General features: G+C 70.2%; 14 protein-coding genes and 1 tRNA gene. 7 read left to right on the top strand and 8 right to left on the bottom strand.

The annotated features are described in order from the left end of the window. Window positions 1-4 precede the first annotated feature (4 nt). From ACO2Q3_RS16375 to ACO2Q3_RS16355, 5 genes are read right to left on the bottom strand one after another with little or no spacing between them, the layout of a single operon-like run. Window positions 5-880 carry an FkbM family methyltransferase gene (locus tag ACO2Q3_RS16375; RefSeq protein ID WP_423308403.1) on the bottom strand — a complete coding sequence of 292 codons (876 nt, stop codon included), beginning with the start codon at window positions 878-880 and terminating at the stop codon, window positions 5-7. Next, window positions 877-1,761: a hypothetical protein gene (locus tag ACO2Q3_RS16370; protein WP_423308401.1), complete on the bottom strand. Its 885-nt coding sequence runs from the start codon at window positions 1,759-1,761 to the stop codon at window positions 877-879. Before ACO2Q3_RS16370 ends, ACO2Q3_RS16375 begins: the two co-directional genes overlap by 4 nt. Continuing rightward, the gene (locus ACO2Q3_RS16365; protein WP_423308399.1) at window positions 1,758-2,447 is read right to left on the bottom strand and encodes an ABC transporter ATP-binding protein; all 690 of its coding nucleotides are present in this window, start codon (window positions 2,445-2,447) and stop codon (window positions 1,758-1,760) included. The genes ACO2Q3_RS16370 and ACO2Q3_RS16365 overlap by 4 nt, the downstream gene beginning before the upstream one ends. Window positions 2,448-2,458: 11 nt before the next feature. After that, window positions 2,459-3,586 (bottom strand): chain-length determining protein, encoded by a 1,128-nt coding sequence (locus ACO2Q3_RS16360; protein ID WP_423308397.1) that lies wholly within the window; start codon window positions 3,584-3,586, stop codon window positions 2,459-2,461. A gap of 29 nt (window positions 3,587-3,615) precedes the next feature. Beyond that, window positions 3,616-4,440: an ABC transporter permease gene (locus tag ACO2Q3_RS16355; RefSeq protein ID WP_423308395.1), complete on the bottom strand. Its 825-nt coding sequence runs from the start codon at window positions 4,438-4,440 to the stop codon at window positions 3,616-3,618. A 227-nt stretch (window positions 4,441-4,667) separates the two neighbouring features. Here ACO2Q3_RS16355 and ACO2Q3_RS16350 point away from each other — a divergent pair, with 227 nt between their 5' ends. From ACO2Q3_RS16350 to ACO2Q3_RS16330, 5 genes are all read left to right on the top strand, one after another. Further along, window positions 4,668-6,422, top strand: a complete 1,755-nt coding sequence (locus ACO2Q3_RS16350) for a type I secretion system permease/ATPase (RefSeq protein ID WP_423308393.1) — start codon at window positions 4,668-4,670, stop codon at window positions 6,420-6,422. Then, a complete protein-coding gene (locus ACO2Q3_RS16345; RefSeq protein ID WP_423308391.1) occupies window positions 6,419-7,846 on the top strand; it encodes an HlyD family type I secretion periplasmic adaptor subunit in 1,428 nt (475 codons plus the stop codon). The genes ACO2Q3_RS16350 and ACO2Q3_RS16345 overlap by 4 nt, the downstream gene beginning before the upstream one ends. 89 nt (window positions 7,847-7,935) lie before the next feature. Then, window positions 7,936-13,686, top strand: a complete 5,751-nt coding sequence (locus ACO2Q3_RS16340; RefSeq protein ID WP_423308389.1) for an FG-GAP-like repeat-containing protein — start codon at window positions 7,936-7,938, stop codon at window positions 13,684-13,686. Between the two features lie 69 nt (window positions 13,687-13,755). After that, window positions 13,756-19,614, top strand: a complete 5,859-nt coding sequence (locus ACO2Q3_RS16335) for an FG-GAP-like repeat-containing protein (RefSeq protein ID WP_423308387.1) — start codon at window positions 13,756-13,758, stop codon at window positions 19,612-19,614. 157 nt (window positions 19,615-19,771) lie between these two features. Next, complete coding sequence (locus ACO2Q3_RS16330; protein ID WP_423308385.1) at window positions 19,772-22,303, top strand: NF038122 family metalloprotease; 2,532 nt, start codon at window positions 19,772-19,774, stop codon at window positions 22,301-22,303. Between the two features lie 155 nt (window positions 22,304-22,458). On the opposite strand, the gene galE is transcribed toward ACO2Q3_RS16330, so the two are convergent. From galE to ACO2Q3_RS16315, 3 genes are all read right to left on the bottom strand, one after another. Continuing rightward, window positions 22,459-23,454, bottom strand: a complete 996-nt coding sequence (gene galE, locus ACO2Q3_RS16325) for a UDP-glucose 4-epimerase GalE (protein ID WP_423308383.1) — start codon at window positions 23,452-23,454, stop codon at window positions 22,459-22,461. 181 nt (window positions 23,455-23,635) lie between these two features. Then, window positions 23,636-23,711: transfer RNA gene (locus ACO2Q3_RS16320), tRNA-Ala, on the bottom strand. 169 nt (window positions 23,712-23,880) lie between these two features. Then, entirely contained in the window at window positions 23,881-24,345 is a 465-nt protein-coding gene (locus ACO2Q3_RS16315; RefSeq protein ID WP_423308381.1) for a TIGR02300 family protein, read from the bottom strand. A 117-nt stretch (window positions 24,346-24,462) separates the two neighbouring features. Between ACO2Q3_RS16315 and aroA the strand changes: the two genes are divergently transcribed. Next, complete coding sequence (aroA, locus tag ACO2Q3_RS16310; protein ID WP_423308379.1) at window positions 24,463-25,785, top strand: 3-phosphoshikimate 1-carboxyvinyltransferase; 1,323 nt, start codon at window positions 24,463-24,465, stop codon at window positions 25,783-25,785. 174 nt (window positions 25,786-25,959) lie between these two features. Further along, a complete protein-coding gene (gene cmk, locus ACO2Q3_RS16305) occupies window positions 25,960-26,610 on the top strand; it encodes a (d)CMP kinase (RefSeq protein ID WP_423308377.1) in 651 nt (216 codons plus the stop codon). The last annotated feature ends 72 nt before the right edge of the window (window positions 26,611-26,682 follow it).

Raw genomic sequence — 26,682 nt, 5'->3', positions numbered from 1 at the left:
GCGCTCACGGCTGGCCCAGGAACAGCAGCCAGTCGTCGATCCTGGCTTCGTCCAGCACCTCGGCCGCATGGACGCGCGGCGCCTCGCCGTCGAGGTCGACGCAGCGCAGCGCGCCGTAGAGATCCTGCAGGCGCGCCAGCAGACCCTCGGGGTCGCGGCACCGGTGGCGGTTGAACTCCAGCACCATGCGGGGGTGGTCGCGCTCCAGGATCGGCCACAACCCGTCGATCGCCGCCTCTTCGGCCCCTTCCACGTCGACTTTCACGAAGTCCAGGCGCGGCCAGTCGGCCAGCAGGGTGGCCAGCCGCGCCGCCGGCGCCTCGGCGACCTCTCCGTGCCCGGCGGGATCGGCGACGACGTGGGCGTTCTTGGGCTCTCCCGGCGGGGTGCTCAGCCAGACGGTCCCGCCGTCGCGGTCCCCGGCCGCCGCCTCGAACACCTGGGCGCGGCCGGCGAAGCCGTTGAGCTCCAGCGTGCGCCGCAGCAGCGGGGTGATCCGCGGATTGGGCTCCACGGCGGCCACACGGCCGCCCGGCCCGGCCAGGTCGGCCATCAGCAGGCTGTAGTAGCCATGATTGGCGCCGACGTCGGCGGCCATCATGCCGGGCTTGATCCGCCGGGCGATGAACACGGTGAGCCAGCTCTCCCAGAAGCCGTCCAGCAGCATGTGCGCGCCGAAGCCGACGTCGCCGGTGTCCACGAACATCTTGTAGCGCCCCAGGCACCGACACAGCGCCGTCGACCCGCCCAGAAACACCGGCTGCGCCAGGGCGCGCGCGCGGCGCTCCAGCGCCCAGCGATCGATGACCGCCAGCTCGTTCAGGCCCACCAGCTCCAGTCCCGCAGCGGTCCCGGCGGCCATCCGATCGGCGGGGGTCATGGCGCCTCCAGGCGGTGCGGCGCCGGTCCGAGAAAGGTGATCCGCGCGCCGGCGAACCGCAGCGTACCGTGAAACGCCGCGCGCTCCAGCCACAGGCGCAGCTCGACGGGCGCGGCGTCGTGCAGCTCGACGTCGGCCGCCAGGGTCCGCGGGCCGGGGCGCCCGGGCGCGACCACGGCGCGGGCGATCGTCGCGCCGGCGGAGACCTCCAGGCGATAGGGCCGCCGGGCGGCGTCGGGGCAGACCTCGACGACGACGCCCGCGCGCCAGCGACCGGCCGGCAGGCGCAGGTAGGGACCGTAGGCGAGGATGCGGCCACGGCCGGTGACGTCGATCGCCGCCGGGCAGGACGCGCCCGGCGAGTCGCCGGCCATGAACAGGGCCAGCGGCCAGTCCGCCTCCGTCCCCGGCGCGAGCGGTCCGGCCAGCAGCTCCAGGGCCGCGAGCCAGGGGTCATCCGCCACCGCAGCGGCCGGCAGCGCGCCGGCGAGGTCCTGCGCGAGGGACGCCAGGGGCCGGGCGGGCGCGGGCGAACCCACCGCCTGCGCCATGGCCGTCAGGACGCCGGCAGGGTCGCGGCGCAGCGCGCGTTCGGCGAACACCTGCCGCCCGTCGCGCAGGGCGTCGGTGAGCGCTGTGGCCATGCTTTCCGACAGGGCCCAGACCGCCTCGCGCCGCGAGACGCCGGTCTTGGCCAGCGCTACGGCCGCGCGCACCGGATCGCCGAGGAAGAGCGCGCCCGGTCCTTCGGCGGACGGCTCGCCGAGCCTGCCGACGGCGGCGGCCACGGCGGCGCAGGCGGCGTCCTCATGCGGGGCGGGCGCCGTCGCCAGCGATGGCGGCGCCGCGCGGGGTGTGCGGGCGGCGGCCAAGCGGCTCATGCGGCCAGTCCGCCGGCCCGCCGCGCCTCGGCGTCGGCGCAGATCTCGCCGTAGATCTCCAGGGCGACGTCGATGTCGTCGAACAGCTTGGCCCGGCCGCTCTCGATGATGATCGCCCGGCCGCAGGTCCGCTGGATCAGGGCCAGGTCGTGCGAGGCGATCACGAAGCCGCGGTCCGCGCGCGCCTCGAACAGCTCCCGCTCGCAACGGCGGTGGAACAGGGCGTCGCCTACCGCGATCACCTCGTCGATCAGGTAGCAGTCGAACTCGATCGCCAGCGACAGGCCGAACGCCAGGCGCGCGCGCATGCCCGACGAGTAATACTTCACCGGCATGCCCAGGGCGTCGCCGAGCTCGGCGAACCCCTCGACCCGATCGACGATGGCCGCGAACGGCCGATCATAGATCCGCGCGAGGAAACGGATGTTGTCGAGGCCGGTCAGGGCGCCCTGGAACCCGCCGGCAAAGCCCAGCGGCCAAGAGGATCGCATCGACCAGACCGCCCGGCCGGTCGTCGCGGGGATCACGCCGCCCAGGATCTTGATCAGGCTCGACTTGCCCTGCCCGTTGCGGCCCAGGATCGCCAGGCGCCCGCCGGCCGGCATGTCGAAGGCCAGATTGCGGAACAGCCAGCGCGCGCCGTGGGGTCCCCCGTAGCACTTGCCGAGACCTTCGACCCGGAGCACGCCGTCCTCCCTCAGACGCCCTGGCGGTGTTCGCGCAGCCCCGCCAGCGTCAGCGCGATGATGGCGTAGGCGACCAGGGCGGTGACGAAGACCAGGGCGATGGAGCGCAGACGATAGGGCTGCTCGGCCTTGTCCGCCACGTTGGGATAGACGATCCGCTCCAGGTACAGCTGCTTGCGGCGGGCGTCGATCTGGGCCGCCTCCAGGGCCAGGTCGGCAGAGGCCAGGGCCTTGTCGGCGAAGTCACGCTCCAGCATCAGGCGCTCGTATTCGCCGATCTTCGGCGCCAGGGAGTCGGTCTGGCCGGCGATCCGCGCCCGTTCGGCGACGATCTGGGCCTCGAAGCCGGCGATCTGCTTGTCCATCACCGCCAGCTGGGCGCTCTGCGGCGCCAGGGCGGCCTGGCTGGCGCGCTGCGCCCGCAAGGTCGCCAGCTGCGTCTCCAGCTGGCCGATCAGGTCCAGGCCGGCCATGGAGGTGCGCGCCGGGTCGATCAGTCGCTCGCGGTTGCGGAAGCCGGTCAGCGCCTGCTGCGCCGCCAGGCTGCGGCCTTCGGCCTCGACCACCTCGCGATGGGCCTCCGAGATGGCGTCCTGGGCGGCGCGCGCGTTCAGCCGGTTGACCACCGCCTCGCCGCCGTCCAGCAGGGTGTTGGCGATCTGGGCGGCGTCCTGCGCGCGGAAGGCCTGGACCCTGAGCGTGCTGACCCCGGAGTTGGGATCGTAGCCCACCGTCACGAAGCGTTTGTAGTTCTTGAAGAGCTGCTCGAAGCTGTTGCTCTCGAAGGGGCGGGGGAAGCGCGCCAGGAAGTCCGCCTCCGGCCGCGCCAGCAGGCTGCGCAACTGGCGTCGCCGCTCGAGGTCGGCCACCGCGTCGCGGGATGTCATGTACTCGTGCACCTCGAACGCATCGGTCTGTCCGGCGGAGACCTGGACGCCCACGCTCTGCAGCACCATGCCCAGGGCGGCCGGACCGGCCGGCTGCGCGCGGGCGCGCACCACGAAGCGGCTCTCCGAGACGTACAGCGGCGCGGCCAGCAGCAGGTAGTAGACCGCGGCCAGGAGTGTCGGTAGGGCCACCACCACCAGGAAAAGGCGCGGCGGCGAACGTCGCCACCCGGCCATCATACTCGTCGACATTGCCACTCGCCCCCGGTGCGCATGCGCCTCTATTCGATCTCTACGCGATCGCGAACGCCGCGGGCCAGAGCCAGGCCGACGACGGTGAAGCCCGCCGCCCACGCGCAGGCGTAGGTCGGATCGAAATAGGTCGGCGTGAACTCCCCGAAGAAGCCGCCCCTGATCATTTCCACGCTGTGCAGGAACGGCAGGTACAACGCCATGCGCCTAAAGCCCGGCGGCAGCCAGGCGGCCATGTAGAAGGTCCCCGACAGGGGCACGAGGATGTAGGTGATCACCGAGACGAACCGCTCCACATAGTCGAACATCTCCGCCAGGGCGCCGAAGATCAGGGCCAGGCCGAACGAGGTCCAGGCGAGGATCACCCAGCCGGCGTAGACCAGGTAGAGCCGCGCCGGCGGGTCCATCTGCCCGGCCGCGTTCAGCAGGACGAAGATCACCACGAACGCCAGGCTGACCCCGACGAACTCGAGGGCCAGGCGCGCGAAGAACAGGTGCAGGACGGCGATCTGCCGGTGGTACAGCAGCTCGCGGTTCGCCCGCACGCAGTTCATGCCGTGCGAGATCATGTGGCGCACCAGGATGATCGGCATGTAGCCAGTGATCACGAAGGGCAGCACCCGCAGACCGTGTTCGTAGGGCGGGCGCGCCACGCCCCACAGGGCCAGGACCCCCGCGGCGAACAGCAGCGGCTCCGCCACCACCCAGAGGAAGCCGATGTTGTCGCGACCATAACGGGTGCTGAGTTCGCGCAGCATCAGGGCCCAGATGATCCGCAGATGGACTCGCCAGCCGTCCGCCCGGCCATCCCCGGCGCGTCCGCCGCTCGCCGGATCCTCCCACGCCTCGGTCATGCGCGCCGCCCCATCGCCCTTCCATCCCCCGGATCGGGGGCTCTGTCACGCGTCCAGACGGCGTCCGTCGGCGCGGCGTGTTGTCGTCCCTGCCAGTGGACCATGCGCTGTTGCGTTTCAACTTTCCGGAGAAGATAAGTCGTCGCGAGACCGGCCTCTTCGCGACGCCGGGTTCATAGGGGTGGGCGCTCGGCCTTGTCAGGGCGCCGCGGGTGAGGCGTATCAGTATGGCTTCCCAAGCGAACGATCGGCGCGATCCGGGCGCCGCGCCGATCCGTGGCATGCTGCGCGTGTGTGGCGAGCATCTGGCGTTTGCGATCGGCTTCAGCGCCCTGGTCAACATCGCCTACCTGGCGCCCACGCTCTACATGCTCCAGGTCTATGACCGCGCCATCCCCTCCGGCAGCCGGCCGACCCTGGCCTTCCTCACCCTGGCCCTGGCGCTCACCCTCGTGTTCCTGACCTATATGGACCGCGTTCGGGCGCGACTGCTGGCCAGCGCGAGCGCCCATCTCGACCGCACCTACGCCGCCCGCCTCTACCGCCAGGCGATGGCGGCGCCCGCCGCCGGCCAGCCGCGGCTGAACCAGGTGGTGCGCGACTTCGACACCATCCGCGCCGCGCTGACCGGGCCGGCGGCCGTGGCCCTGTTCGACACCCCGTGGATACCGATCTACCTCGTGGTCTGCTTCATCGTTCACCCGCTGATCGGCTGGCTGGCGGCGATCGGCGCCGTGGTGCTGCTGACGCTGGCGGTGCTCAATGAACAGGCGACGCGCGACCTCTCGCGCCGCGCCGGCGAAGTGAGTTCGGCCGCCTTCGCCGCCCAGGAAGCGGCCGGGGCGTCGTCGGACGTCGTCCGCGCCCTGGGCATGACCGAGGCCTTCGTCGCCCAGTTCGAAAGCGCCCGCCTTGAGGCCGCCCGAGCCCAGCTGCAGGGCGCGCGGGCCACCGCGCGGATCGGCGGGGCCATGCGCTTCCTGCGCCTGTTCCTGCAGTCGGCCGCCCTGGGGGCGGGCGCCTGGCTGGCCATCGAAAAGCAGATCTCCGCCGGGGCGGTGTTCGCCTGCTCGATGCTCGCCTCGCGGGCGCTGGGGCCGCTGGATCAGATCGTCTCGAACTGGCGCGGCCTGTCCGCCGCCATCACGGCCTACGATTCCCTGAAGATGGCGCTGGCCGCCCCGGAGCAGCCTCAGCCGCCCACCGCCCTGCCGGATCCCGCGCCGCGCCTGGCGGTGATTCAGGCCGGCGTGCGGGCGCCCGGGCGCGACCGGATGCTGCTCGCCGGCGTCGGGTTCGAGGTGTCCGGCGGCGCGCTGGTGGGCGTGGTCGGCGCCAGCGGCGCCGGCAAGTCCACCCTGCTGCAGGCCCTGGCCAACGTGCGGCCCCTCGATCAGGGCGAGATCCGTCTCGACGGCGCCCGCTACCCGGACTGGGAGCCCGGGCGCCTCGGGCGGCTGATCGGCTACCTGCCCCAGGACTTCGCCCTGTTCCCGGGGAGCATCAAGGACAACATCTCGCGGTTCGATCGCTGGATCGGCGTCGATCCGGCGACGGTCGACGGCAAGGCCATCGAGGCCGCCAGGGCGGCCGGCGTGCACGACCTGATCCTCACCCTGCCGCAAGGCTATGACACCCAGATCGGACTGCGCGGACGTGGCCTCTCCGCCGGCCAGCAACAGCGGATCGCCCTGGCCCGCGCCCTCTACGGCGACCCGGTGGTCTATGTCCTGGACGAGCCCAACTCGGCCGCCGACGCCGAGGCCGAGGCCGCCCTGCTCGCCGTGCTCCAGCGGTTGAAATCGGCCGGCCGGCTGGCTGTCCTGGCGGTGCACAAGCTGTCGATGCTGGCGGCGGTCGACATCCTGGTGGTGCTCAAGGACGGTCGCGTGGAGAAGGCCGGACCGCGGGACGAGGTGCTTGCAGCGCTGCGGGCGGCCGAGCCGCCGCGGGCCGCGACCCTGGCGGCGAGCCCCTCATGACGGCGAATCTTTCGGGGCAGGGCGGCGGGCTGGGCGGCGGGCTGGGTGACTGGAGCCGGCGGATGTGGGCGCGCGCGGTGCGGGCGGTCCGCGGCGAGGACGCGGCGGCCGACGAACTTGCCGCCTCGCCGCGCCGCCAGATCGCCGCCGGCCTGGTCGCCGTGGCGGTGTTCCTGCTGATCCTGCTGGGCTGGGGCGCCTTGGCGCGGCTGGACGCGGGCGTCTACGCACAGGGCGTCGTCGCGGTGTCCGGCAGCCGCCAGTCGGTGCAGCACAAGGACGGCGGCGTGGTCGCCGAACTCGACGTGCGCGAGGGCGACGAGGTCAAGGCCGGCCAGGTGCTGCTGAAGCTTTCGGCCACGGAGCTGCACGCCAGCGAGCGCGCCACCGCCGATCAGATCTTCCAGCTCGAGGCGCTGCAGGCGCGCCTGCTGGCCGAGATCAACGGCGCGCCGGCCATCGCCTGGCCGGCCGACTTCGCCGAACAGACCGGGCCAGACCGCGACTCCGCGCAGAACGCGATGCGCATCCAGCAGCGGGAATTCGATGCGCGCCGGGCCGAACTCTCCACCCAGCAGGCGGTGCTGCGCCAGCGCGAGCGCCAGCTGGACGACGAGATCGACGGCTATCGCCGGCAGGTGGAGGCCAATAAGCTCGAGCAGGGGCTGATCCAGGACGAAATCAGCTCGCTGGACAGCCTGCTGAAGAAGGGCCTGGTGCCGATGTCGCGGATGCGAGCGCTGCAGCGGTCGGCCGCGGAGCTCACCGGCAGCTACGGCGAGTACAACGCCAGCATCGCCAAGACGCAGCAGCAGATCGGCGAGACCCGGCTGCAGAGCAGCGATCTGGAGCGCCAGCGCGTGGCCGACGTCAGCCGCGAGTACCGCGACGCCCAGATGCCGCTGTCGGAGGCGCGGCCGAAGCTGGCGGCGATCCGCGAGCAGATCGAGCGCGCCACGATCCGCGCCCCGGCGACCGGCCGTGTCATGGGCCTTTCCATCTTCACGGTCGGCGGGGTGGTGGCCCCGGGGCAGAAGCTGCTGGACATCGTCCCCGACGCCGCCCCGCTGGTGATCGACGCCCGCATCAAGCCCAACGACGCCAGCGACCTGCGTCCGGGTCAGGTGACGGAGATCCGCATTCCGGCCTTCCACGACCGCCGCATGCCGCTGCTGAACGGGGTGATCAGCAAGATCTCGGCCGACAGCTTCGTCGACGAGAAGGCGGGCACGGCGTACTTCAGGGCCGAGGTCACCGTTCCGGCGTCGGAACTGCGCCTGATCCGCGACGAGCGCGGCGAGCTGGGCGGCCTGCGCCCCGGCCTGCCGGTGGAGGTCGTGGTGCCCCAGCGCCCGCGCACCGCCCTCGACTACCTGGTGGAGCCGCTGAAACGGATGTTGTGGAAGTCGTTCCGCGATGGGTGAGCGGCCGGTCTGGCGTGCTCCGATATCCCGGGGTTTCGGACCCGAGCATGTTGATGTTATGCCAATCTCGGTTGAGCATTGGGGGTGTCATGGCGTTCAGTATCATTCCGTCGCCGGGAACGCCCGGCGTCGCCGCGAACACGACCGTTCAACCGCTCATCGACCATGATTTCACGGTAAATGCCGGGCAGACGCTCTACACAACGACTCTGGACACGTTGTTCGCCAACGACGGGCTGCAGACGAACTACTCCACATTCACGAACGCGGGCTCGCTTTGGAACGTCGAGACAGGCAGGGATGCGTTCATCATCTATGCCTTCAATTTCGGCACGATCGTCAACCAGGGTCTGACGGTCGCACAGTCCACGGACAATGATGCGGCAGCCTATTTCGTCGAGAGCACGTTCCAGGGCGGCCTGACCAACACCGGCCGGATCTACGCCATCGCGCCGCAGGGCACGGCGATCGGCGAGTCCGACTGGTCGCCCAATCCCACGGTCCTCAACAGCGGGCTGATCGCCGCCCAGGGGCGCGGCGCATATGCGGTCGAGCGCTGGAATGGCGGCGCCGTAGTCAATGGCGCCACCGGCGACATCCTGGCCGAAGGGGGCGCTGGCGGCGCCGTAGCCGTCTATCTGGGCCGCGGTCACTTCGGCGATCCCGGGCATGCCGACGTCAACAACGCCGGGCTCATCGAGGCCGCTTCCACCGACCCTTCGGTCGCCTCGGTCGCCATCGACCTCAGTTCGCTCGACGTCGAGAACATGACGGTGCTCAACAGCGGCCGCATCGTCGGGGACTACGCCATCTATGTCGACGACGGGGCTTTCTCGCCACCGGCAAAGAGCCCCGACTACGTCGTCAACACCAGTTCAGGCGAGATCGACGGCGAGATATCGCTGGGCCTGGGCGACGACCACGTCACCAACCAGGGCCAGATCGTCGGCTACGTCGACATGGGCGACGGCAATGACGTGTTCGACAACACGGCGGGACGTCTGACCGGAACCGCCGACATGGGGCTGGGCAACGACACCTTCCTCGGCGGGGCCGGCGCCGACGCCGTGGTCGGCGGCCGCGGCGACGACCTGCTGATCGGCAACGGCGGCAACGACCTGCTGCTGGGCGGACGGGGCAACGACACCCTGATCGGTGGTGCGGGCAACGACGGGCTGTACGGCGAGACGGGCGACGACACCATCACCACCCAGGGCGGCGACCACGTCGAGGCGGGTTCCGGCAACGACACCGTGATCCTGGGGGATCTGCAGTTCGCCAGCGTCGATGGCGGCGTGGGCTACGACAAGCTGGTGCTGCCGACCCTGGCGCATCCCCTCGACCTGCAGGCCGCTCTGGCCGCCGGCCGCATCGCCGGCTTCGAGGAGCTCGACCTGACCGGGGCGCAGACCGTGGTGGTCCGTCCGGGGGACGTCCCGACCCTCACAGGCGGATCGCAGCTAGTGATCGCCGCCGGTCAGGGCAGCCAGGTTGACCTGGTCGGCGTCTGGACCCAGGGGGCGACCCAGACCATCGCGGGCGTCGCCTACGCGACCTTCACCAGCGGCGGCGAGACGGTGCTGGTCAGCGGGGCCGGCGCAGTGTCGATCCTGGGCGCCCCGCCCGCCGGGGCCGCCGGGCTCGACGCGGTCGCGGCCGGCGCCGCCGCGCCCCTGCCCGGATCGACCCCTGGGGCGGACCTCGCGGCCAGCGTGACCCAGGTGTCCGATTTCGTGCTCAGCTCGTCCCTGGCGATCGAGGCGGATGAGACCTGGACGACGCCGGTGGCGGACGGCGTGACGGTGATCGCCGGGCCCAGCTATCCGATCTACGCCCTGTCGAACGCCGGGACCATCACCAGCAGCGGCGGGCTGAACGGCGCGCGCAGCGTGGCCGGCGACTTCCTCTCGTTCACCAACACCGGAACCGTCACCGCCACGGTCACCGGCGACGACAGCCAGCTGAGCTTCAACCAGGCCCACTACCAGATCTATGGCATTTCAGGCGGCGGGTACGACGACGCCGTCGCGGTGGTGGCCGAAGGCTACAGCGTCCTGACCAACAGCGGCCTGATCAAGGCCAACGCGCAGGCCGGCGCCGCCGACGCCGCCGCCTGGAGCGTGATCCACAACAGCGGCACGATCGCGGCGGTCTCCAGCGAGCTCTACGCCATCGGCGCCGCCGCGCCGACGGTAGACAACAGCGCGAGCGGGGTGATCAGCGCCGACGGGGTGCTGGCCGCCTATGGCATCGCCGTGAACGGCGGCGGCGAGACCCTCGACAACGAGGGCCTGATTTCGGCGGTCGCCCACGGGGGCAAGAGCTACGGGGTGTTCGTCACCTATGGCGGCGGCGCCAGCAACATCGTCAACAACGGGACGATCACGGCCGACGTCGCCATCGAGACCAGCGTGGTGGTCAATTATGGCGTCATGACCATCGACAACGGTGGCCAGATCAACGGCCAGATCCTGCTCGACCTGACCCAGGGCGGCGGCGGGTCCTGGCAGGACCTCGTGCTTAACCACGGCGCCATCAACGGCGACATCCACCTCGGCGGGGAGCGCGACGTCTACATCGGTACGGGCGGCCAGGAACAGGGCGTCGTCTATGGCGAGGACGGCGACGACCTGCTGGTCGGGGGCGCCGGCGCGGACCACCTCGACGGCGGGACCGGAGATGACATCCTGCAGGGCGCCGCGGGCGCCGACATCCTGACCGGCGGCGCGGGACACGACACCTTCGTCTATCGCAGCCTCGCGGATTCCACCGCCGCCGGATTCGACACCATTACCGATTTCGAGACCGGCGTGGACCACATCGACCTGACGGCGCTGTCGGTCTCGTCTGTCGATCTCGTCGCGTCTGGCGCCGTCACTGTGCTGACCGCGCACACCGCCCAGGGCGACCTGGTGATCCACGTGCAGGGGGCCGTCGCGCAGAGCGATCTTCTCCTGACGCCCGCGGCGACCGTGCAGGGAACCGAAAGCGGCGACGCCCTGATCGCCGCCGCCGGCGGCGGGACGGTGCAGGGCGGGGCGGGTGACGACCTGCTGATCGGCAGCTCCGGAAACGACCGGCTGGACGGGGGCGCCGGCTCGGACCTGATGTTCGGCGGGGCGGGCAACGACACCTATGTGGTGGACGCGACGGACGGGAGCACCGACGTCGTGCGCGAGCTGTCCGGCCAGGGGGTGGACACCATCGAAGTCCACCTGGGCCCCTACAATTCGGTCTACGCCCTTCCGGACAACGTCGAGAATCTGACGCTGTTCACCAACGGCGGCGGCCACGAGCTGTTCGGCAACGCCCTGGACAACACGATCACCGGCAGCGCCTACGCCGACATCATCCACGGCGGGGCGGGGGCCGACCGCATGGTGGGCGGCGCCGGCGACGACACCTACTACGTCGACGATCCGAACGACGTGGTGGTCGAGAACCCCAACGAGGGCACGGATCTCGTCAACACCACCACCAGCTGGGTGATGTCGGACAACGTCGAGAAGCTGACGGTGGACCCCCTGGCCGGCCCGGTGACAATCACCGGCAACGCTTCGGCCAACACCATCACCGGCAACGACGCGGGCGACGTGATCAACGCGGGCGACGGCGACGACACCGTGACCACGGGCGCCGGGGCGGATCAGATTCACGGCGGCGCGGGCGCCGACCACATCGTTTCAGGCTTGGGCGCGGACGTCGTCTACGGCGACGACGGCAATGACCAGATCTGGGGCGATCAAGGGGCGGACGTGCTTTATGGCGGGGCGGGCGACGACCACCTGACCGGCAATTCGCCGATCATCTTCGACCTGATCAGCGAGGTCTATCGCCAGGCGACCCCGGACGACGACGCCACCGACATCCTCGACGGCGGACCGGGCAACGACGTTCTCGACGGGCAGGGCGGACGGGACATCGCTCTCTATCAGGTCGCATCGACCGTCGCGAGCTGGACGCACAATGCCGACGGTACGTGGACGGTGAACGCCGGTTCGGATGGGGTCGACACCCTGACCAGCGTTGAGGTGCTTCGGTTCACCGATCGCGACGTCAGCCTCTCCGCCGACTTCACCGGCCAGTTCGACGCCAACGGCGACACTTATGCCGACGTCCTGTTCCGCGACGCTTCAGGGCAGCTGGCCAGCTGGCAGATGAAGGACCTCGCGATCAGTTCCGGCGGCGCGATCGGCAATCCGGGTGCGGGCTGGACCCTGGTCGCCGAGGGGGACATCAACGGCGACGGTCAGAGCGACCTGATCTTCCGCAACGCTGCGGGGGTGCTCGCGGACTGGACGCTGACGGCCACGGGGATCGGCGCCGACAGCGGCACGCTCGGCGATCCCGGCGCCGGCTGGTCCCTCGTCGGCGTGGGCGACTTCAACGGCGACAACATTTCCGACCTGCTGTTCCGAGGCCCTGACGGGAGCCTGGCGACCTGGGACTACGGTCGGCCCGGGGCCACGGCCCAGACGCCCTACGCCCCCAATCGGATCGGCGGCGGGAACCTGGGCTCGCCGGGGGCGTCGTGGGCGGTCAAGGCGGTGGCGGACTTCGACGGCGACGGCAAGGCCGACATCCTGTTCGAGAACGCGGCCGGCCAGTACGCCGTCTGGACGATGCACGACACCACCATCGCCCAGAGTTCGCAGCTGGGCTCTCCGGGGGCCGGCTGGAGCTTCGCCGGGACCGGGGACTTCAACGGCGACGGCAAGGCCGACGTGCTGTTCGAGAACGCCTCGGGCCAGTACGCCAGCTGGGACCTGAACGGCGGGTCGATCGTCGGCGGCGGCAACATCGGCGCCCCGGGGTCGGCCTGGACCCTCGTGCAGATCGGCGACTTCAACGGCGACGGCAAGTCGGACCTGATGTTCCGCAACACCGACGGGACCCTGGCCACCTGGGACTTAAGCGACACCGCCATCGTCGGCGGCGGCACGGTGGGCAATCCCGGGAGCGCCTGGAGCCCGGTGGGGGGCAGCCACGGCCAGGGCTTCGCCGACCTGGTGTTCGCCAACTCGAACGGGACCTGGGCCACCTGGATGATCAACGGCGGCCAGATCGTCGGCGGCGGCAACCTGGGAACCCCGGGGAGCCAGGCGACCCAGGTGCTGGGCGACTTCAACGGCGACGGAAGCCGCGACGTGGCCTTCCAGGGCGCCAACGGATCGGTCTCCACCTGGCTGACCGACGGGGCGCATGTGATCGGCGGGACCAGCCTGGGCAACCCCGGCGCCGGCTGGACGCTGGTCGCCTCGGGGGACTTCAACGGCGATGGCCAGTCGGACCTTCTGTTCCGCAACGCCTCGGGCCAGCTGGCCACCTGGGACCTGCACGGCAACGCCATCGTCGGCGGCGGCGCCCTGGGCTCGCCCGGCTCCAGCTACGTCTTCGAAGGGGTCGGCGACCTCAATGGCGACGGCAAGGCCGACATCCTGTTCAAGAACGCCACTACCGGGACCTATGCCGCCTGGCTGATGAACGACACCCAGATCGTCTCGGGCGGCGACATCGGCAATCCCGGCGGCAGCTGGAGCTTCAAGGCCCTGGGCGACCTCAACGGCGACGGCAAGGCCGACATGCTGTTCGAGGACGCCAGCGGCGAATACGCCAGCTGGGACCTGAACGGCACGCAGATCATCGGCGGCGGCGACATCGGCGCCCCGCACGGGACCTGGAGCTTCGCCGGCCTGATGGACCTCAACGGCGACGGCCGCGCCGACATCCTCTTCCAGGACGCCAACGGCAATCTCGCCAGCTGGACCCTCAACGACAACCACATCACCGGCGGCGCCACCTTCGGCAACCCCGGGGCGGGGTGGCATCTGATCGGATAGGCGGGCGGCGGCGCAGCGCCCCGCCCCCCAAAACGGCCGTAACAGAAGACGCGAGACCGAGGAGTCCCAGTGCCGACAGTCATCTTTACCGCCAACGACGGCGTCCACGGCACAAGCCTCTTTGCCACGGATGGCTCCACCGTGACCCCGGTGGAGCTCCCCGCAGCGGCCAGTCCGTTCACCGTGCTCAACGGCGTCGCCTACTACTGGGCGCCCGACGGAGCCAACGGCGCCTACGGCCCCGAATACAAGCTCTGGCGCACGGACGGATCCACGGGCGGCACCTTCATCGTCGGCACGGGAGAAAGCGGCGGGGGCCAGGCGCCGCAAGTGATCTCGCTGGGCGGGAACATCTATTACGTCGGCGGGGACGCCTCGCATCGCCAGGCGCTTTACGTCATGGACGGAACCGCCGCCGGCCAGTTTGTCAGCCTGCTGGGCAGCGATCCGAACCAGGCCTACGGCGGCTCCTTTTTGGGGACCGTGGGCGGCCACATCCTGCTCATCGCCTCCAACGATTTCTGGATCAGCGATGGCGCCGCGGCCGGCACCCACGCGCTGACCGACAGCACCGGCGCCAAGCTGATGGGCGGCGAGGCGTATTTCGTCGGCGGAAAGGCCTTCTTCCTTGCTGCCAGCGGGGCGCTGGGCTCGCAGCTCTGGTCCACGGATGGCGTCACCACCGCCCCGGTTCCCACCGACAGCGCGATCTTCGCACAGGGGATGAGTGGGTTTCCGGCGGCGCTCGGCAACGAGCTGATCTTTGCGGTCAACACCGGCGGCGCGTCCCAGGAGCTGCGCGCCTGGGACGGCGTGTCCGCGACCAGTGTCACCCTGTTCTCGGCGCCGAACGGCATCTACAGCTACGGCAACTGGACGTCCGGCGGAAAGTACTACTTTACCGCGACTGATCCCAATACCCGCGGCCAGGCCCTATTCGTCACCGACGGGACCGCCGCCGGTACGTCCGAGATCGCGCAGGGCGGTTTCCGGGCCGGGATACAGCTGGGCGGCAACTACGTGCTCTACGACGCCAGCAGCAACATCTATGTCTCGGACGGCGCGCCGGCGCATACGACCCTTGTGTCGACCCAGGCCGCCGGCGTCGCCAACTTCATACAGGCAGGCGGCGAGGTCTTCTTCCTCCGCTCAGGCGCAACCTCTCAGGAGCTTTGGGAGAGCGACGGCACGGCGGCTGGGACCCATCTGGTGCAGAGCGGCTTCGCCTCCGTCGCCGGCCTGACCGCGGTGGGTGGCAAGGTGGTGTTCAGCGCCTCCACCGATGGCGTGAACATCGAGCCCTGGGTTTCCGACGGCACGGCCGCCGGCACGCACCAGTTGGCCGACATCGACCCGAAGCAGCCCGGAGCGCTGTCGATCAGCAATGAAGTGGCGTTCGGCTCGGACATTGCCTTCATCGGATCCATCCCTGCGCCCCTCAGCTATCCGTCGACCAAGAGCGCGATCTGGATTTCGGACGGTACGGCGGCCGGCACACAAATCGTGATCAATGCCGGCGCCGGCGCCGGGGTGGCGCCGTCGTCGCTGAGTGGGCCGCTCATTGTGGCCGGCTCGAACCTCTATTTCGACTACACGGTGGGCAGCCAGACGCATCTGATGGTGCTCGCGGCGGGGTCGACGACGCCTGTCGACCTGCAGGGGGCGCTTGGCCTCACGACGACGCCGTCCAAGCTGATCGCCATGGGCGGCAAGCTGTACTTCGCTGATCCCGCCGCCCTGTCAGGCTCCAGTCAGGGCGGTCTTTATGTCACCGACGGCACCGTCGCCGGCACGGCCCTGGTCGCCCCGTTGAGCGTTCTGTCGCAGCCGGTGCTGCTCAATGGCCAGATGGCGTTCGTCGGCAGTTCTTCAGCGGTTGCGAATGGGCTGTTCCTGTCTGACGGCACGGCCGGCGGCACGCACGCCGTGGCCGCCCTGCCCACCGACTTCGCGGCCCAGTCGCTCACCGTCTCCGGCGGCAAGCTGTTCTTCGTCACCGGCAGCACCGCCACCGGCGCCGAGCTGTGGATTAGCGACGGCACAGCCGGCGGAACGCACCTGGTGTCTGACATCGCCCCCGGCGCGGCCAGCGCGGGGATCGCCAACCTGACGGCCTATGGCGCGGGCGTGGTGTTCGACGCCAACGACGGTACGCACGGTTCGCAGCTCTGGTACTCCGACGGGACGGCGGCGGGCACGATCCAGCTCGACCTGAACCAGACCCACGACCCCAGCGCCTCGCTCTACACGAGCAGCGGCTTCAGCTTCGGCGGCAAGACCTACTTCATCGGCGGAACTGCAAACCAACCCGACGCCTTGCTGGTGTCCGACGGCACGGCGGGAGGCACTTCGGTCGTCACCAGCATTGGTATCGGCAGTGACGCTGAAGGCGCCTTCGTCGGTTCGGTGGGCGGCAAGCTGATGTTCAACGACTCCGGCCAGCTGTTCGTGACGGACGGCACGGCGGCTGGTACGGTCAAGATCACCCCCAGCGGCCTGGAGCTGAGAGCGGCCGCCTCACCGCTGCTGGTGCTGGACGGCAAGGTCTTCTTCGATACCGACCAGCCGAACAATCCAGCCTATTCCGCCGGTGTCTACGTCTCCGATGGCACGGCCGCCGGCACGCACCAGATCGCCGCGGCCGGCAGCGTCCTGACGGCTGCAGGCGACAACCTGTACTATTTCGGCGGCGACCAGACCCATGGGTCCGGCATCTTCGCCTACAACGCCTTGTCGGGGGCGACGACCTTCGTCGTGGCCGACAACGACTTCAGCAACAGCTCCGGAAGCCTCGGCGTCGCGGTCGCCGGCAAGCTGGTGTTCACCGTCCCCGGGGATAGCTTCGCCAGCGCCATCATGGTCAGCGATGGTACGGCCGCGGGGACCACGGTGCTCGCCAACGCACCTTCCGGCTCCCTGGGCTTCTTCGACAACACCGCCTTCGATGGCAAGGCGGCGTTCATCTCGGTCGGCGCCAATGCCAACGGGGTCTGGGTCAGCAACGGGACCGCGGCCGGCACGCACGAAGTGTTCAGCGGCATGGCGATTCAGAATTTCAGCCTAACCGCGATCGGGACCCGGCTCTACTTCATCACCCACGACGACAGCTACACCGTCACCCAGCTTTGGGAGTACGACGACGCTACCGGCACGGCTGCCCAGGTGAACACCGGAGCCGTCGCCGACATTCCCGACAATCTGGTCCAGGTGGGCGCCGGCGCCTACTTCATTGCCGACGACGCGAGCGGCGCGGCCCAGCTCTGGCATATCGACGCCACCAGCCATATCACCCAGGTCAGCACCACGGCGAACGGCGGCTTCGTCAACCTGCCATATCTGTACCACGCCCAGTCGGGATTGAATGGCGGCCTCGTCTACTTCGGCGACGATACGACCCACGGCAACGGTGTCTACTACGCCGCGGCCGGCGGTTCGATTTCGTTCCTGGCCAGCGTGACCACAGCACAGAACTTCTCCGTGATCGGCAACCTGGCCTATTTCGAAGGCCAGGATTCCACCAACGGCACGGAGCTATGGGTCACCAACGGCACGGCGGCCGGCACCCACCGGCTGACCGATACGCAATCGCCCAACGGGGCTGGCGCCACGGGCTTCGTGACCCTGGCCGGCAAGCTCTACTTCACGGCCAGCGACGGGGTGCATGGCGCCGAGTTGTGGACGTTCAACGGCCAAGCCGCCGGGGCGAGCCTGGTCACCGACCTCAATCCAGGAAGCGCGGGCTCCGGCGTCACCAGCCTGATGGTGATGGGTAACGCCCTCTACTTCATCGCCAGCAGCGGGTCGGGCGCGGCAGAGCTGTGGCGTTCCGACGGCACGGCGGCGGGCACGGTGGCGATCACGACGACCGCCAACGGCTCCAGCCCCAGTTCCCTGACCCTGGACGGCTCGGAGCTGTTCTTCGCCGGCTCGGACTCCGCCCATGGTTCGGGTCTGTTCGTCACCGACGGCACCGCAGCCGGCACGCACTTCCTGCACGCCTTCAGCGCGGCCGACAGCTTCAGCGTCTCCAACGGCAAGCTCTATTTCCGCGGGGCGGACAGCGGCGGCGATTCCGAGCTCTGGGTGTCCGACGGGACGGCGGCAGGGACCACCAAGCTCAGCGACACCGGCATCAATCCTGGCTCTTCCGCCGGGGGCTACACCGCCATCGGGACAGGCAGCCAGCCCGCCCACATGGTCGCCCAGGACTTCAACGGCGACGGCAAGTCTGATGCCCTGTTCGTCGGCGCGGGCGGAACCCTGGCCACTTGGCAGCTGAACGACGCGGCGATCGCCTCGGGCGGCGGGACGCTGGGGTCTCCGGGGTCGGGCTGGCGCTACGTGGGCAGTGGCGACTTCAACGGCGACGGCAAGGCCGACGTGCTGTTCGTGAACGCCGCGGGGAGCCTCGCCACCTGGCAGCTGAACGGCTCGGCGATCGCCGGCGGCGGGAACCTGGGCTCACCGGGCGCGGGCTGGAGCGAGGTGGGGATCGGCGACTTCAACGGCGACGGCAAGTCGGACGTGCTGTTCCAGAACGCGGCCGGGATGCTGGCCACCTGGGACCTCAATGGGACCAGCATCGTCGGCGGCGGCAACCTGGGCTCGCCGGGGGCGTCGTGGGCGGTCAAGGCGGTGGCGGACTTCGACGGCGACGGCAAGGCCGACATCCTGTTCGAGAACGCGGCCGGCCAGTACGCCGTCTGGACGATGCACGACACCACCATCGCCCAGAGTTCGCAGCTGGGCTCTCCGGGGGCCGGCTGGAGCTTCGCCGGGACCGGGGACTTCAACGGCGACGGCAAGGCCGACGTGCTGTTCGAGAACGCCTCGGGCCAGTACGCCAGCTGGGACCTGAACGGCGGGTCGATCGTCGGCGGCGGCAACATCGGCGCCCCGGGTCCGGCCTGGACGCTCGTGCAGATCGGCGACTTCAACGGCGACGGCAAGTCGGACCTGATGTTCCGCAACACCGACGGGACGCTGGCCACCTGGGACTTAAGCGACACCGCCATCGTCGGCGGCGGCACGGTGGGCAACCCCGGGAGCGCCTGGAGCCCAGTGGGGATCAGCCACGGCCAGGGCTTCGCCGACCTGGTGTTCGCCAACACCAGCGGGACCTGGGCCACCTGGATGATCAACGGCGGCCAGATCGTCGGCGGCGGGACGCTGGGAACCCCGGGGAGCCAGGCGACCCAGGTGCTGGGCGACTTCAACGGCGACGGCGCGCGCGACGTGGCCTTCCAGGGCGCCAACGGATCGGTCTCCACCTGGCTGACCGACGGGGCGCACGTGATCGGCGGGACCAGCCTGGGCAACCCCGGCGCCGGCTGGACGCTGGTCGCCTCGGGGGACTTCAACGGCGATGGCCAGTCGGACCTTCTGTTCCGCAACGCCTCGGGCCAGCTGGCCACCTGGGACCTGCACGGCAACGCCATCGTCGGCGGCGGCGCCCTGGGCTCGCCCGGCTCCAGCTACGTCTTCGAAGGGGTCGGCGACCTCAACGGCGACGGCAAGGCCGACATCCTGTTCAAGAACGCCACTACCGGGACCTATGCCGCCTGGCTGATGAACGACACCCAGATCGTCTCGGGCGGCGACATCGGCAATCCCGGCGGCAGCTGGAGCTTCAAGGCCCTGGGCGACCTCAACGGCGACGGCAAGGCCGACATGCTGTTCGAGGACGCCAGCGGCGAATACGCCAGCTGGGACCTCTCGGGCACGCAGATCATCGGCGGCGGCGACATCGGCGCCCCGCACGGGACCTGGAGCTTCGCCGGCCTGATGGACCTCAACGGCGACGGCCGCGCCGACATCCTCTTCCAGGACGCCAACGGCAATCTCGCCAGCTGGACCCTCAACGACAACCACATCACCGGCGGCGCCACCTTCGGCAATCCCGGGGCGGGGTGGCACCTGATCGGATAGGCGGGGCGGTTCGCGAGGCGCGTCCGCGACTGGAGCGGAACGACGCACCCTCGATTTCCTCTTCCCAAGGCGCGGGCGCCGAGAGCACCTTCGGACATCCGCAGGAAGCGTCGGCGCCGACTTGCCTATGCTCCGGCGGAGCCAGGGGCGTCGGCGTATGAAGATCCAGATCGTGTACGATTCCAGCGTCGCCAATGCGCCGGCTGGATACAAGACCGCGGTGCAGGCGGCGGTCAGCTACTTCGAGCACATGATCGTCAATCCGATCACCGTGAAGCTGACGTTCAGCTACGGCGAGCTCAACGGCCAGGCCCTGGCCTCAGGCGCCTTGGCCGAGAGCAGCACCAACGGCAACATCGAGACCTATTCCAGCCTGGTGGGCTATCTCACCGCCGCCGCGACCTCGGCGGTGGACAAGGCTTCGCTGGCCACCTTCCTGGCCAGCGATCCCACCAATGGCGGACGCTTCTGGGTCTCGGACTCGGAAGCCAAGATCTTCGGCCTGGGCAGCGAGCCGGGCTACACCGATCCGCAGGACGGCTTCGTCGCCGTCAGCAGCACCGCCAGCTTCACCTGGGACCCCAACAACCGCTCGGTCGCGGGGGAATACGACGGCGTCGGCGCCATCGAACACGAAATCTCCGAGGCGCTGGGCCGAATCTCGTACCTGGGGACGGGCAGCTTCCAGGGCTTCAGCCTGTACGCCCCGCTGGACCTGTTCCGCTTCTCCGCGCCGGGGACGCACGTGTTCACCGCGGCCGACGGCGTCTTCTCCTACGACGGCCAGCACCTGCTCTACGGCTACAATGGGCCGGGTTCGAACGCCGACTACGGCGACTGGGGCACGGGCATCATCGGCGACGCCTTCGGCTACGGCTACGCCGGGGTGTCGGGCCTGGTGTCGACCGTCGACCTGCAGGAGATGGACGTGCTGGGCTTCCGCCTGGCGGCGCCCACCACCAACGACGCCAACGGCGATGGCTACAGCGACGTGCTGTTCCGCAGCAGCGCCGGCGCCTATGCGCTGTGGGAACTGAACGACACCGCGATCATCGCCGGCGGGACCATCGCCAATCCCGGCGCAGGCTGGCGGCTGGTCGGCGGCGGCGACTTCAACGGCGACACCCAGGCCGACCTGCTGTTCCAGAACCTCGACGGCCGCGTCGCCACCTGGCAGCTCGGCGGGCCGCACATCCAGGGCGGCGGCACGATCGGCAACCCCGGCGCCAACTGGATCGCCATCGCCACCGGCGACTTCAACGCCGACGCCTCCAGCGACATCCTGTTCCGCAACGTCGCCACGGGCGACTATGCGACCTGGGACGTCAGCGGCGCGTCGATCATCGGCGGCGGCACGCTGGGCAATCCCGGCGCCGGCTGGGTGTTCAAGGGCGTCGGCGACTTCAACGGCGACGGCAAGGCCGACATCCTGTTCGAGAACGCCAGCGGCCTCTATGCGACCTGGCAGATCGACGACAACCACGTCGTCGCCGGCGGCGGCAACCTGGGCAATCCGGGCGCGGGCTGGGTGTTCAAGGGCCTGGGCGACTTCAACGGCGACGGCCGGACGGACGTCCTGTTCGAGAATGGCGCCGGGGCCTACATGACGTGGGATGTCGGCGGCGCGGCGGTGATCGGGGGCGGCCAACTGGGCAATCCCGGCTCCAACTGGACCCTGGTCGGCATCGGCGACTACAACAGCGACGGAACCAGCGACCTGCTGTTCCAGGGGACCGACGGGACCCTGGCGACATGGGATCTGAACGACACCGCCATCGTCGGCGGCGGCAATCTGGGCAACCCGGGCTCGTCCTACCTGCCGGCGGTGACGTCGCCCTGGACGCCACCCACCCTGGTGTTTCAGCGCGCCGACGGGACCCTGGCCACCTGGATGGTCAACGACCACCAGATCATCGGCGGGGGCACGCTGGGCTCGCCCGGCGCCGGCTGGACGGCGGGCCCGGTCGGCGACTTCAACGGCGACGGCTTCAAGGACATCGCCTTCCAGGCCCAGGACGGGACGATCGCCACCTGGGAGACCAACGGCGTCCAGCTGATCGGCGGCGCCACCCTGGGCAAGCCCGCCGCCGGGACCAGCATCGCCGGGGCAGGGGACTTCAACGGCGACGGGCAGGGCGACCTGCTGCTGAAGGCGGCGGACGGAAGCTTCAGCGAATGGCTGCTGCACGGCCCAGCGGTGGTCGGCCAGGTCAGCCTCGGCAAGGCCGACACCGGATACGCGCTGCAGGCCATCGGCGACTTCAACGGCGACGGCCGAGCCGATCTGCTGTGGCAGAACCCGACATCCGGCGTCTACGAAGTGTGGCTGATGAACGGCGCCCAGGTCGCGTCCCGCTCCACCCTCGGCGCCCCCGGCGGCTCCTTCACCTTCAAGGCCATCGGCGACTTCAACGGCGACGGCAAGGCCGACGTCCTGTTCGAGAACGCCAGCGGCCTGTTCGCCACCTGGGACCTGAACGGGGGTTCGATCATCGGCGGCGGCAACATCGGCAATCCGGGCGGAACCTGGGTGTTCGACAGCGTGGCCGACCTCAACGGCGACGGCCGCAGCGACCTGATCTTCCACGATGCGTCAGGCAACTATGCCAGCTGGGAGCTGAACGACACGCACATCATCGGCGGCGGCGCGCTCGGGGCGCCGGGCGCGGGATGGCATCTGCTCGGCTAGCTAGAGCCTGCCGCCTTTTGATGGAACCATCAAAAGGCGATCAGCAGGCTCGCCCTCTCTAAGTCTACGAGCACGATGGCTTTTGTCGATTCCGACAAAAGCCATCGTGCTCTAGGCGGCGCTGGTCCTGGGCGGTCGCCGACCGGCGGCCAAGCTCATGCCGACGCGCCCGGTCCGCCGGAGGCTTGCGCCGAATGCCATCGCCACGCGGTCTCGACGATGGCCTCCAGGTCGTAGGTCGGCCGCCAGCCGAGCGTGGCGGCCGCCCTGCCGGCGTCGGCGACCAGGGCTGGCGCATCCCCTGGACGACGCCCGGCCGTCTCCACCGGGAAGGTCCGGCCGCTGACCTTGCGGACGGCGTCCAGCAGCTCCCTGACGGTGACCCCGACCCCGGCCCCCAGGTTGAACGCCGTCGTGGCGCCGCCACCCATCAGGTACCGCAGGGCGGCCACGTGCGCGTCAGCCAGGTCGAGCACGTGCACGTAGTCGCGCAGGGCGGTGCCGTCACGGGTGGGGTAGTCGTCGCCGAAGATCCTGAACCCCGGCCGCTGGCCGAGCGCCGCCTGGATCGCCAGGGGGATGGCGTGGGTCTCCGGATCGTGCGCCTCGCCGATACGGCCCTCGGGATCGGCCCCGGCGGCGTTGAAGTAGCGCAGCGCCACCGACTGGAAGCCGTCCGTCCCGGCCAGGCGGGCGAGCGCCTGTTCGACCAGCCGCTTGGTCTCGCCGTAGGGATTCAAGGGCGCCTGCGGATGGTCCTCGTCCAGCGGCAGGCGCTGCGGCTCGCCGTAGATGGCGCAGGTGGACGAGAACACCACCCGGCGCACGCCCGCCGCCCGCGCGGCCTCGATCACGGTCAGGGCGCCCGCGACGTTGCTGTCGTGGAAGCGATCCGGATGCTTCACCGACTCGCCGACCTCGATCAGGGCGGCGAAGTGCAGCACCGCGCTGGGGCGGACCCGCCGCAAGACCTCGTCCAGCCTGGGGCGGTCGCGGATGTCGCCCTCTTCCAGCGGGCCCCACTGCACGAAGCGCCGGTGTCCGTTGCTGAGGTTGTCGTATGTCACCGGGCGAAAGCCGGCCTGAGCCAGCCGAAGACAGGTGTGCGCGCCGACATAGCCGGCGCCCCCGGTCACCAGGACAGTCTCCATCGATCGCGCCTCCCAGGCTCGTGTTCCGTCGCGGAGAGCGGGCGGGGCGACGCCAGCCGGCGTTCCGGCGCCGAGCGAGCGGTCGCAGGTCGGCGTCGGGCAGTCAGCGCTGTCGCAGAGGGTGGGAGGTTCGGGAGGCATTCAGCGCCGGGACGCGAGCGGCGTCACGTCCCGGACTGAATGGTGGAGCTAAGCGGAGTCGAACCGCTGACCTCTTGAATGCCATTCAAGCGCTCTACCAACTGAGCTATAGCCCCGGGAAACCCAGGTCCTTCGGGGTGGCCCCCTCGGGAGGCGCGGAACCTAGAGCGACGGCTTTTCCCGATCAAGAGCCGTTTTCAGCCAAAATGCCGCAATTTGCATTTTGGCGGTTCCGCGGTGGCGAACGCCTGCGCCCGCCACCGAAAACCGTCGACGCCGCACGGTCTAGCGATCGTCGGTGTCGCCCTCCTCCGGCAGACCGTCGATTTCGTCCTCGCTGAAGTCGTCGTCGTCCTCGTCCTCCAGGAACGGCACGTCGTCGTCCTCGTCGTCGGCCAGGTCGTCCTCGGCGAAATCGACGCCCACGTCCTCGTCGGCGACCGGCGTGTCGCCGTCGTCGTCGTCCGTGGTGATCAGCGGCGGCTCGTCGGCGGCGGCGTCCAGCTCGGGCGCCTCGTCCGGCTCGGCTTCGAAGCCGTCCTCGCTTTCGGCGACCACTGCGACCTTTTCCTCTTCCGCATCATCCTCGGGCAAGGTGGTGCGGGCGCGCACGCGACGGTTGCGCAGCGCCTCTTCAGGATCGAAGTCCGTGCCGCACTTGGGGCAATGCGCAGGGCGGCGGGTCAGGTCGTAGAATTTCGTCGAACAGTTCGGGCAAATCTGTTTTGCGCCCAGTTCGGGATTGGCCAAGGTGGCGACCTCTGGAAGATGTCGTGGAGCGGCGGCTCCCTTGCCACGCGAGCGCGGCGCTGTCAAAAGGCGAATCCTTTGTCTTCAGAGCCGGTTCGAGAGGCTCCCGAAATCCCAATGAGCGAAGCTGGAATGAAAGCCCGTCCCGGCGGGCCGTTGCGCGGCCGCGTGCGCGCGCCGGGCGACAAGTCGATTTCCCACCGGTCGATGATCCTGGGCGCCCTTGCGAGCGGCGTGACCGAGATCGAAGGCCTGCTGGAAGGCGACGATGTGCTGGCCACCGCCGGCGCCATGCGCGCCTTCGGGGCGCAGGTGGAGAGCCTGGGCGGCGGCCGCTGGCGCGTGACCGGCGCGGGCGGCTTCAGCGAGCCGGCCGACGTGATCGACTGCGGCAACGCCGGCACCGGCGTGCGGCTGATCATGGGGGCGGCCGCGGGCTTCACCCTGGCGGCGACCTTCACCGGCGACCGGTCGCTGCGCGGGCGGCCGATGAACCGGGTGCTGAAGCCGCTGGGCCAGATGGGCGCCAGCTGGATCTGCCGCGAGGGCGGCCGTCTGCCACTGACGCTGCGGGGCGGCGGCCTGACGGCGATGAGCTACCGCCTGCCCGAACCCTCGGCGCAGGTGAAGTCGGCGGTGCTGCTGGCCGGGCTGAACGCTGCGGGCGTCACCGAGGTGATCGAGCCGGAGCCGACGCGCGACCACACCGAGCGGATGCTGCGCGCCTTCGGGGCGCGGGTGGACGTCGCCGACGAGGCCGACGGCCGGCATGTCCGCCTGGCGGGCGGCCAGCCGCTGACCGGAACCCGCATCGTCGTGCCGGGTGATCCTTCCTCAGCGGCGTTCCCGCTGGTGGCGGCGATCATCACCCCGGGCTCGGAGGTGACCGTCGAGGGGGTGCTGCTCAACCCGTTGCGCACCGGCCTGTTCGAGACCCTGCGCGAGATGGGCGCGGACCTGACCATAGAGAACGCGCGCGAGGAGGGCGGCGAGCAGGTCGGTGACGTCGTCGCCCGGCACTCGGCGCTGAAGGGCGTGGCCGTGCCGCCGGAACGGGCGCCGTCGATGATCGACGAGTATCCGATCCTGGCGGTGGCCGCCGCCTATGCCGAAGGGCCGACCGTCATGCGCGGCATCGGCGAGCTGCGGGTCAAGGAAAGCGACCGCATCGCCATGATGGCCCAGGGCCTGGCCGCCTGCGGCGTCGGCGTCGAGGAGGAGCCGGAAGGCCTGATCGTGGTTGGCGCCGCCCGGGCCAACCACGCCGTGCGCGGCGGCGGCCTGGTGCGCACCCACGGCGACCACCGCATCGCCATGAGCCACCTGATCCTCGGCCTCGGCGCCGACGAGGCGGTGGCCGTCGACGAACCCGGCATGATCGCCACCAGCTTCCCGGGGTTCGGGGCGCTGATGGCCGGCCTGGGGGCGGACATTGTCTGAGGCGAAGGGCGCTGACCGCCCTCCCCCTTGTGGGGAGGGGTGGTCCGAAGGACCGGGGTGGGGGAGTCCTGCCGCGGCAACGGACGCCAAGCGGCTGGCGGCGGGGCCCGTGGCTGGGTTCCCCACCCTGATCGCTTCGCGATCTGTCCCTCCCCATGAAGGGGAGGGCGGATAGTGGGCTTCGTCATCGCCGTCGACGGGCCGGCCGCCTCGGGCAAGGGCACCATCGCCGTGCGCCTGGGCGCGCTCTACGGCTATCCGGTGCTGGACACCGGCCTGCTGTACCGCGCCGTTGGCGTGGGGCTGCTGAAACTGGGCGGAGACCTGGACAGCGAGGCGGCGGCGGCCGAGGTGGCGCGGCGCCTGGACCTCACACACCTGGAAGACCCGGCCCTGCGCACCCGCGCGGCCGGGGAGGCGGCCAGCCGGGTGGCGGTGCACGGCGACGTGCGTCAGGCGCTGCTGGACTTCCAGCGGGCGTTCGCCGCGCGCGAGCCTGGCGCGGTGCTGGACGGGCGCGACATCGGCACGGTGATCGCCCCCGGCGCGCCGGCCAAGGTCTATGTCACCGCCACCCCGGAGGTGCGCGCCGATCGCCGCTTCCGCCAGCTGGTCGGCCAGGGCGAGGCGGTGACCTACGACGAGATCCTCGCCGACATCCGCCGGCGCGACGAGCGCGACGGCCATCGCGACGCCGCGCCGATGCGGCAGGCCGAGGACGCGGTCTTGCTGGACACCACTGAAATGACTATAGAAGCGGCCGCCGATGCGGCCCGCCGCATCGTCGAGGCGGCGCGCGCCAGGTGGGAGGGATCCCCCGGCTAATCCAACCGCGCCATTCCCCTCGATGGCCGCGGGAATTCACCAGCGCTCCGGACCCTCCGACAAGATCGTCGG

Source organism: Caulobacter sp. KR2-114, from assembly GCF_049446115.1.
In the GTDB taxonomy this organism is placed as follows: Bacteria; Pseudomonadota; Alphaproteobacteria; order Caulobacterales; family Caulobacteraceae; genus Acaudatibacter.
This window is presented reverse-complemented; position numbering and strand designations above follow the sequence as displayed.

Coding starts and splice junctions, on each gene's coding strand:
- ACO2Q3_RS16355 (WP_423308395.1), bottom strand. CDS start 4,440: ATGACCGAGGCGTGGGAGGATCCGGCGAGCGGCGGACGCGCCGGGGAT.
- ACO2Q3_RS16375 (WP_423308403.1), bottom strand. CDS start 880: ATGACCCCCGCCGATCGGATGGCCGCCGGGACCGCTGCGGGACTGGAG.
- ACO2Q3_RS16360 (WP_423308397.1), bottom strand. CDS start 3,586: ATGTCGACGAGTATGATGGCCGGGTGGCGACGTTCGCCGCCGCGCCTT.
- ACO2Q3_RS16340 (WP_423308389.1), top strand. CDS start 7,936: ATGGCGTTCAGTATCATTCCGTCGCCGGGAACGCCCGGCGTCGCCGCG.
- ACO2Q3_RS16350 (WP_423308393.1), top strand. CDS start 4,668: ATGGCTTCCCAAGCGAACGATCGGCGCGATCCGGGCGCCGCGCCGATC.
- ACO2Q3_RS16370 (WP_423308401.1), bottom strand. CDS start 1,761: ATGAGCCGCTTGGCCGCCGCCCGCACACCCCGCGCGGCGCCGCCATCG.
- galE (WP_423308383.1), bottom strand. CDS start 23,454: ATGGAGACTGTCCTGGTGACCGGGGGCGCCGGCTATGTCGGCGCGCAC.
- aroA (WP_423308379.1), top strand. CDS start 24,463: ATGAGCGAAGCTGGAATGAAAGCCCGTCCCGGCGGGCCGTTGCGCGGC.
- ACO2Q3_RS16345 (WP_423308391.1), top strand. CDS start 6,419: ATGACGGCGAATCTTTCGGGGCAGGGCGGCGGGCTGGGCGGCGGGCTG.
- ACO2Q3_RS16330 (WP_423308385.1), top strand. CDS start 19,772: ATGAAGATCCAGATCGTGTACGATTCCAGCGTCGCCAATGCGCCGGCT.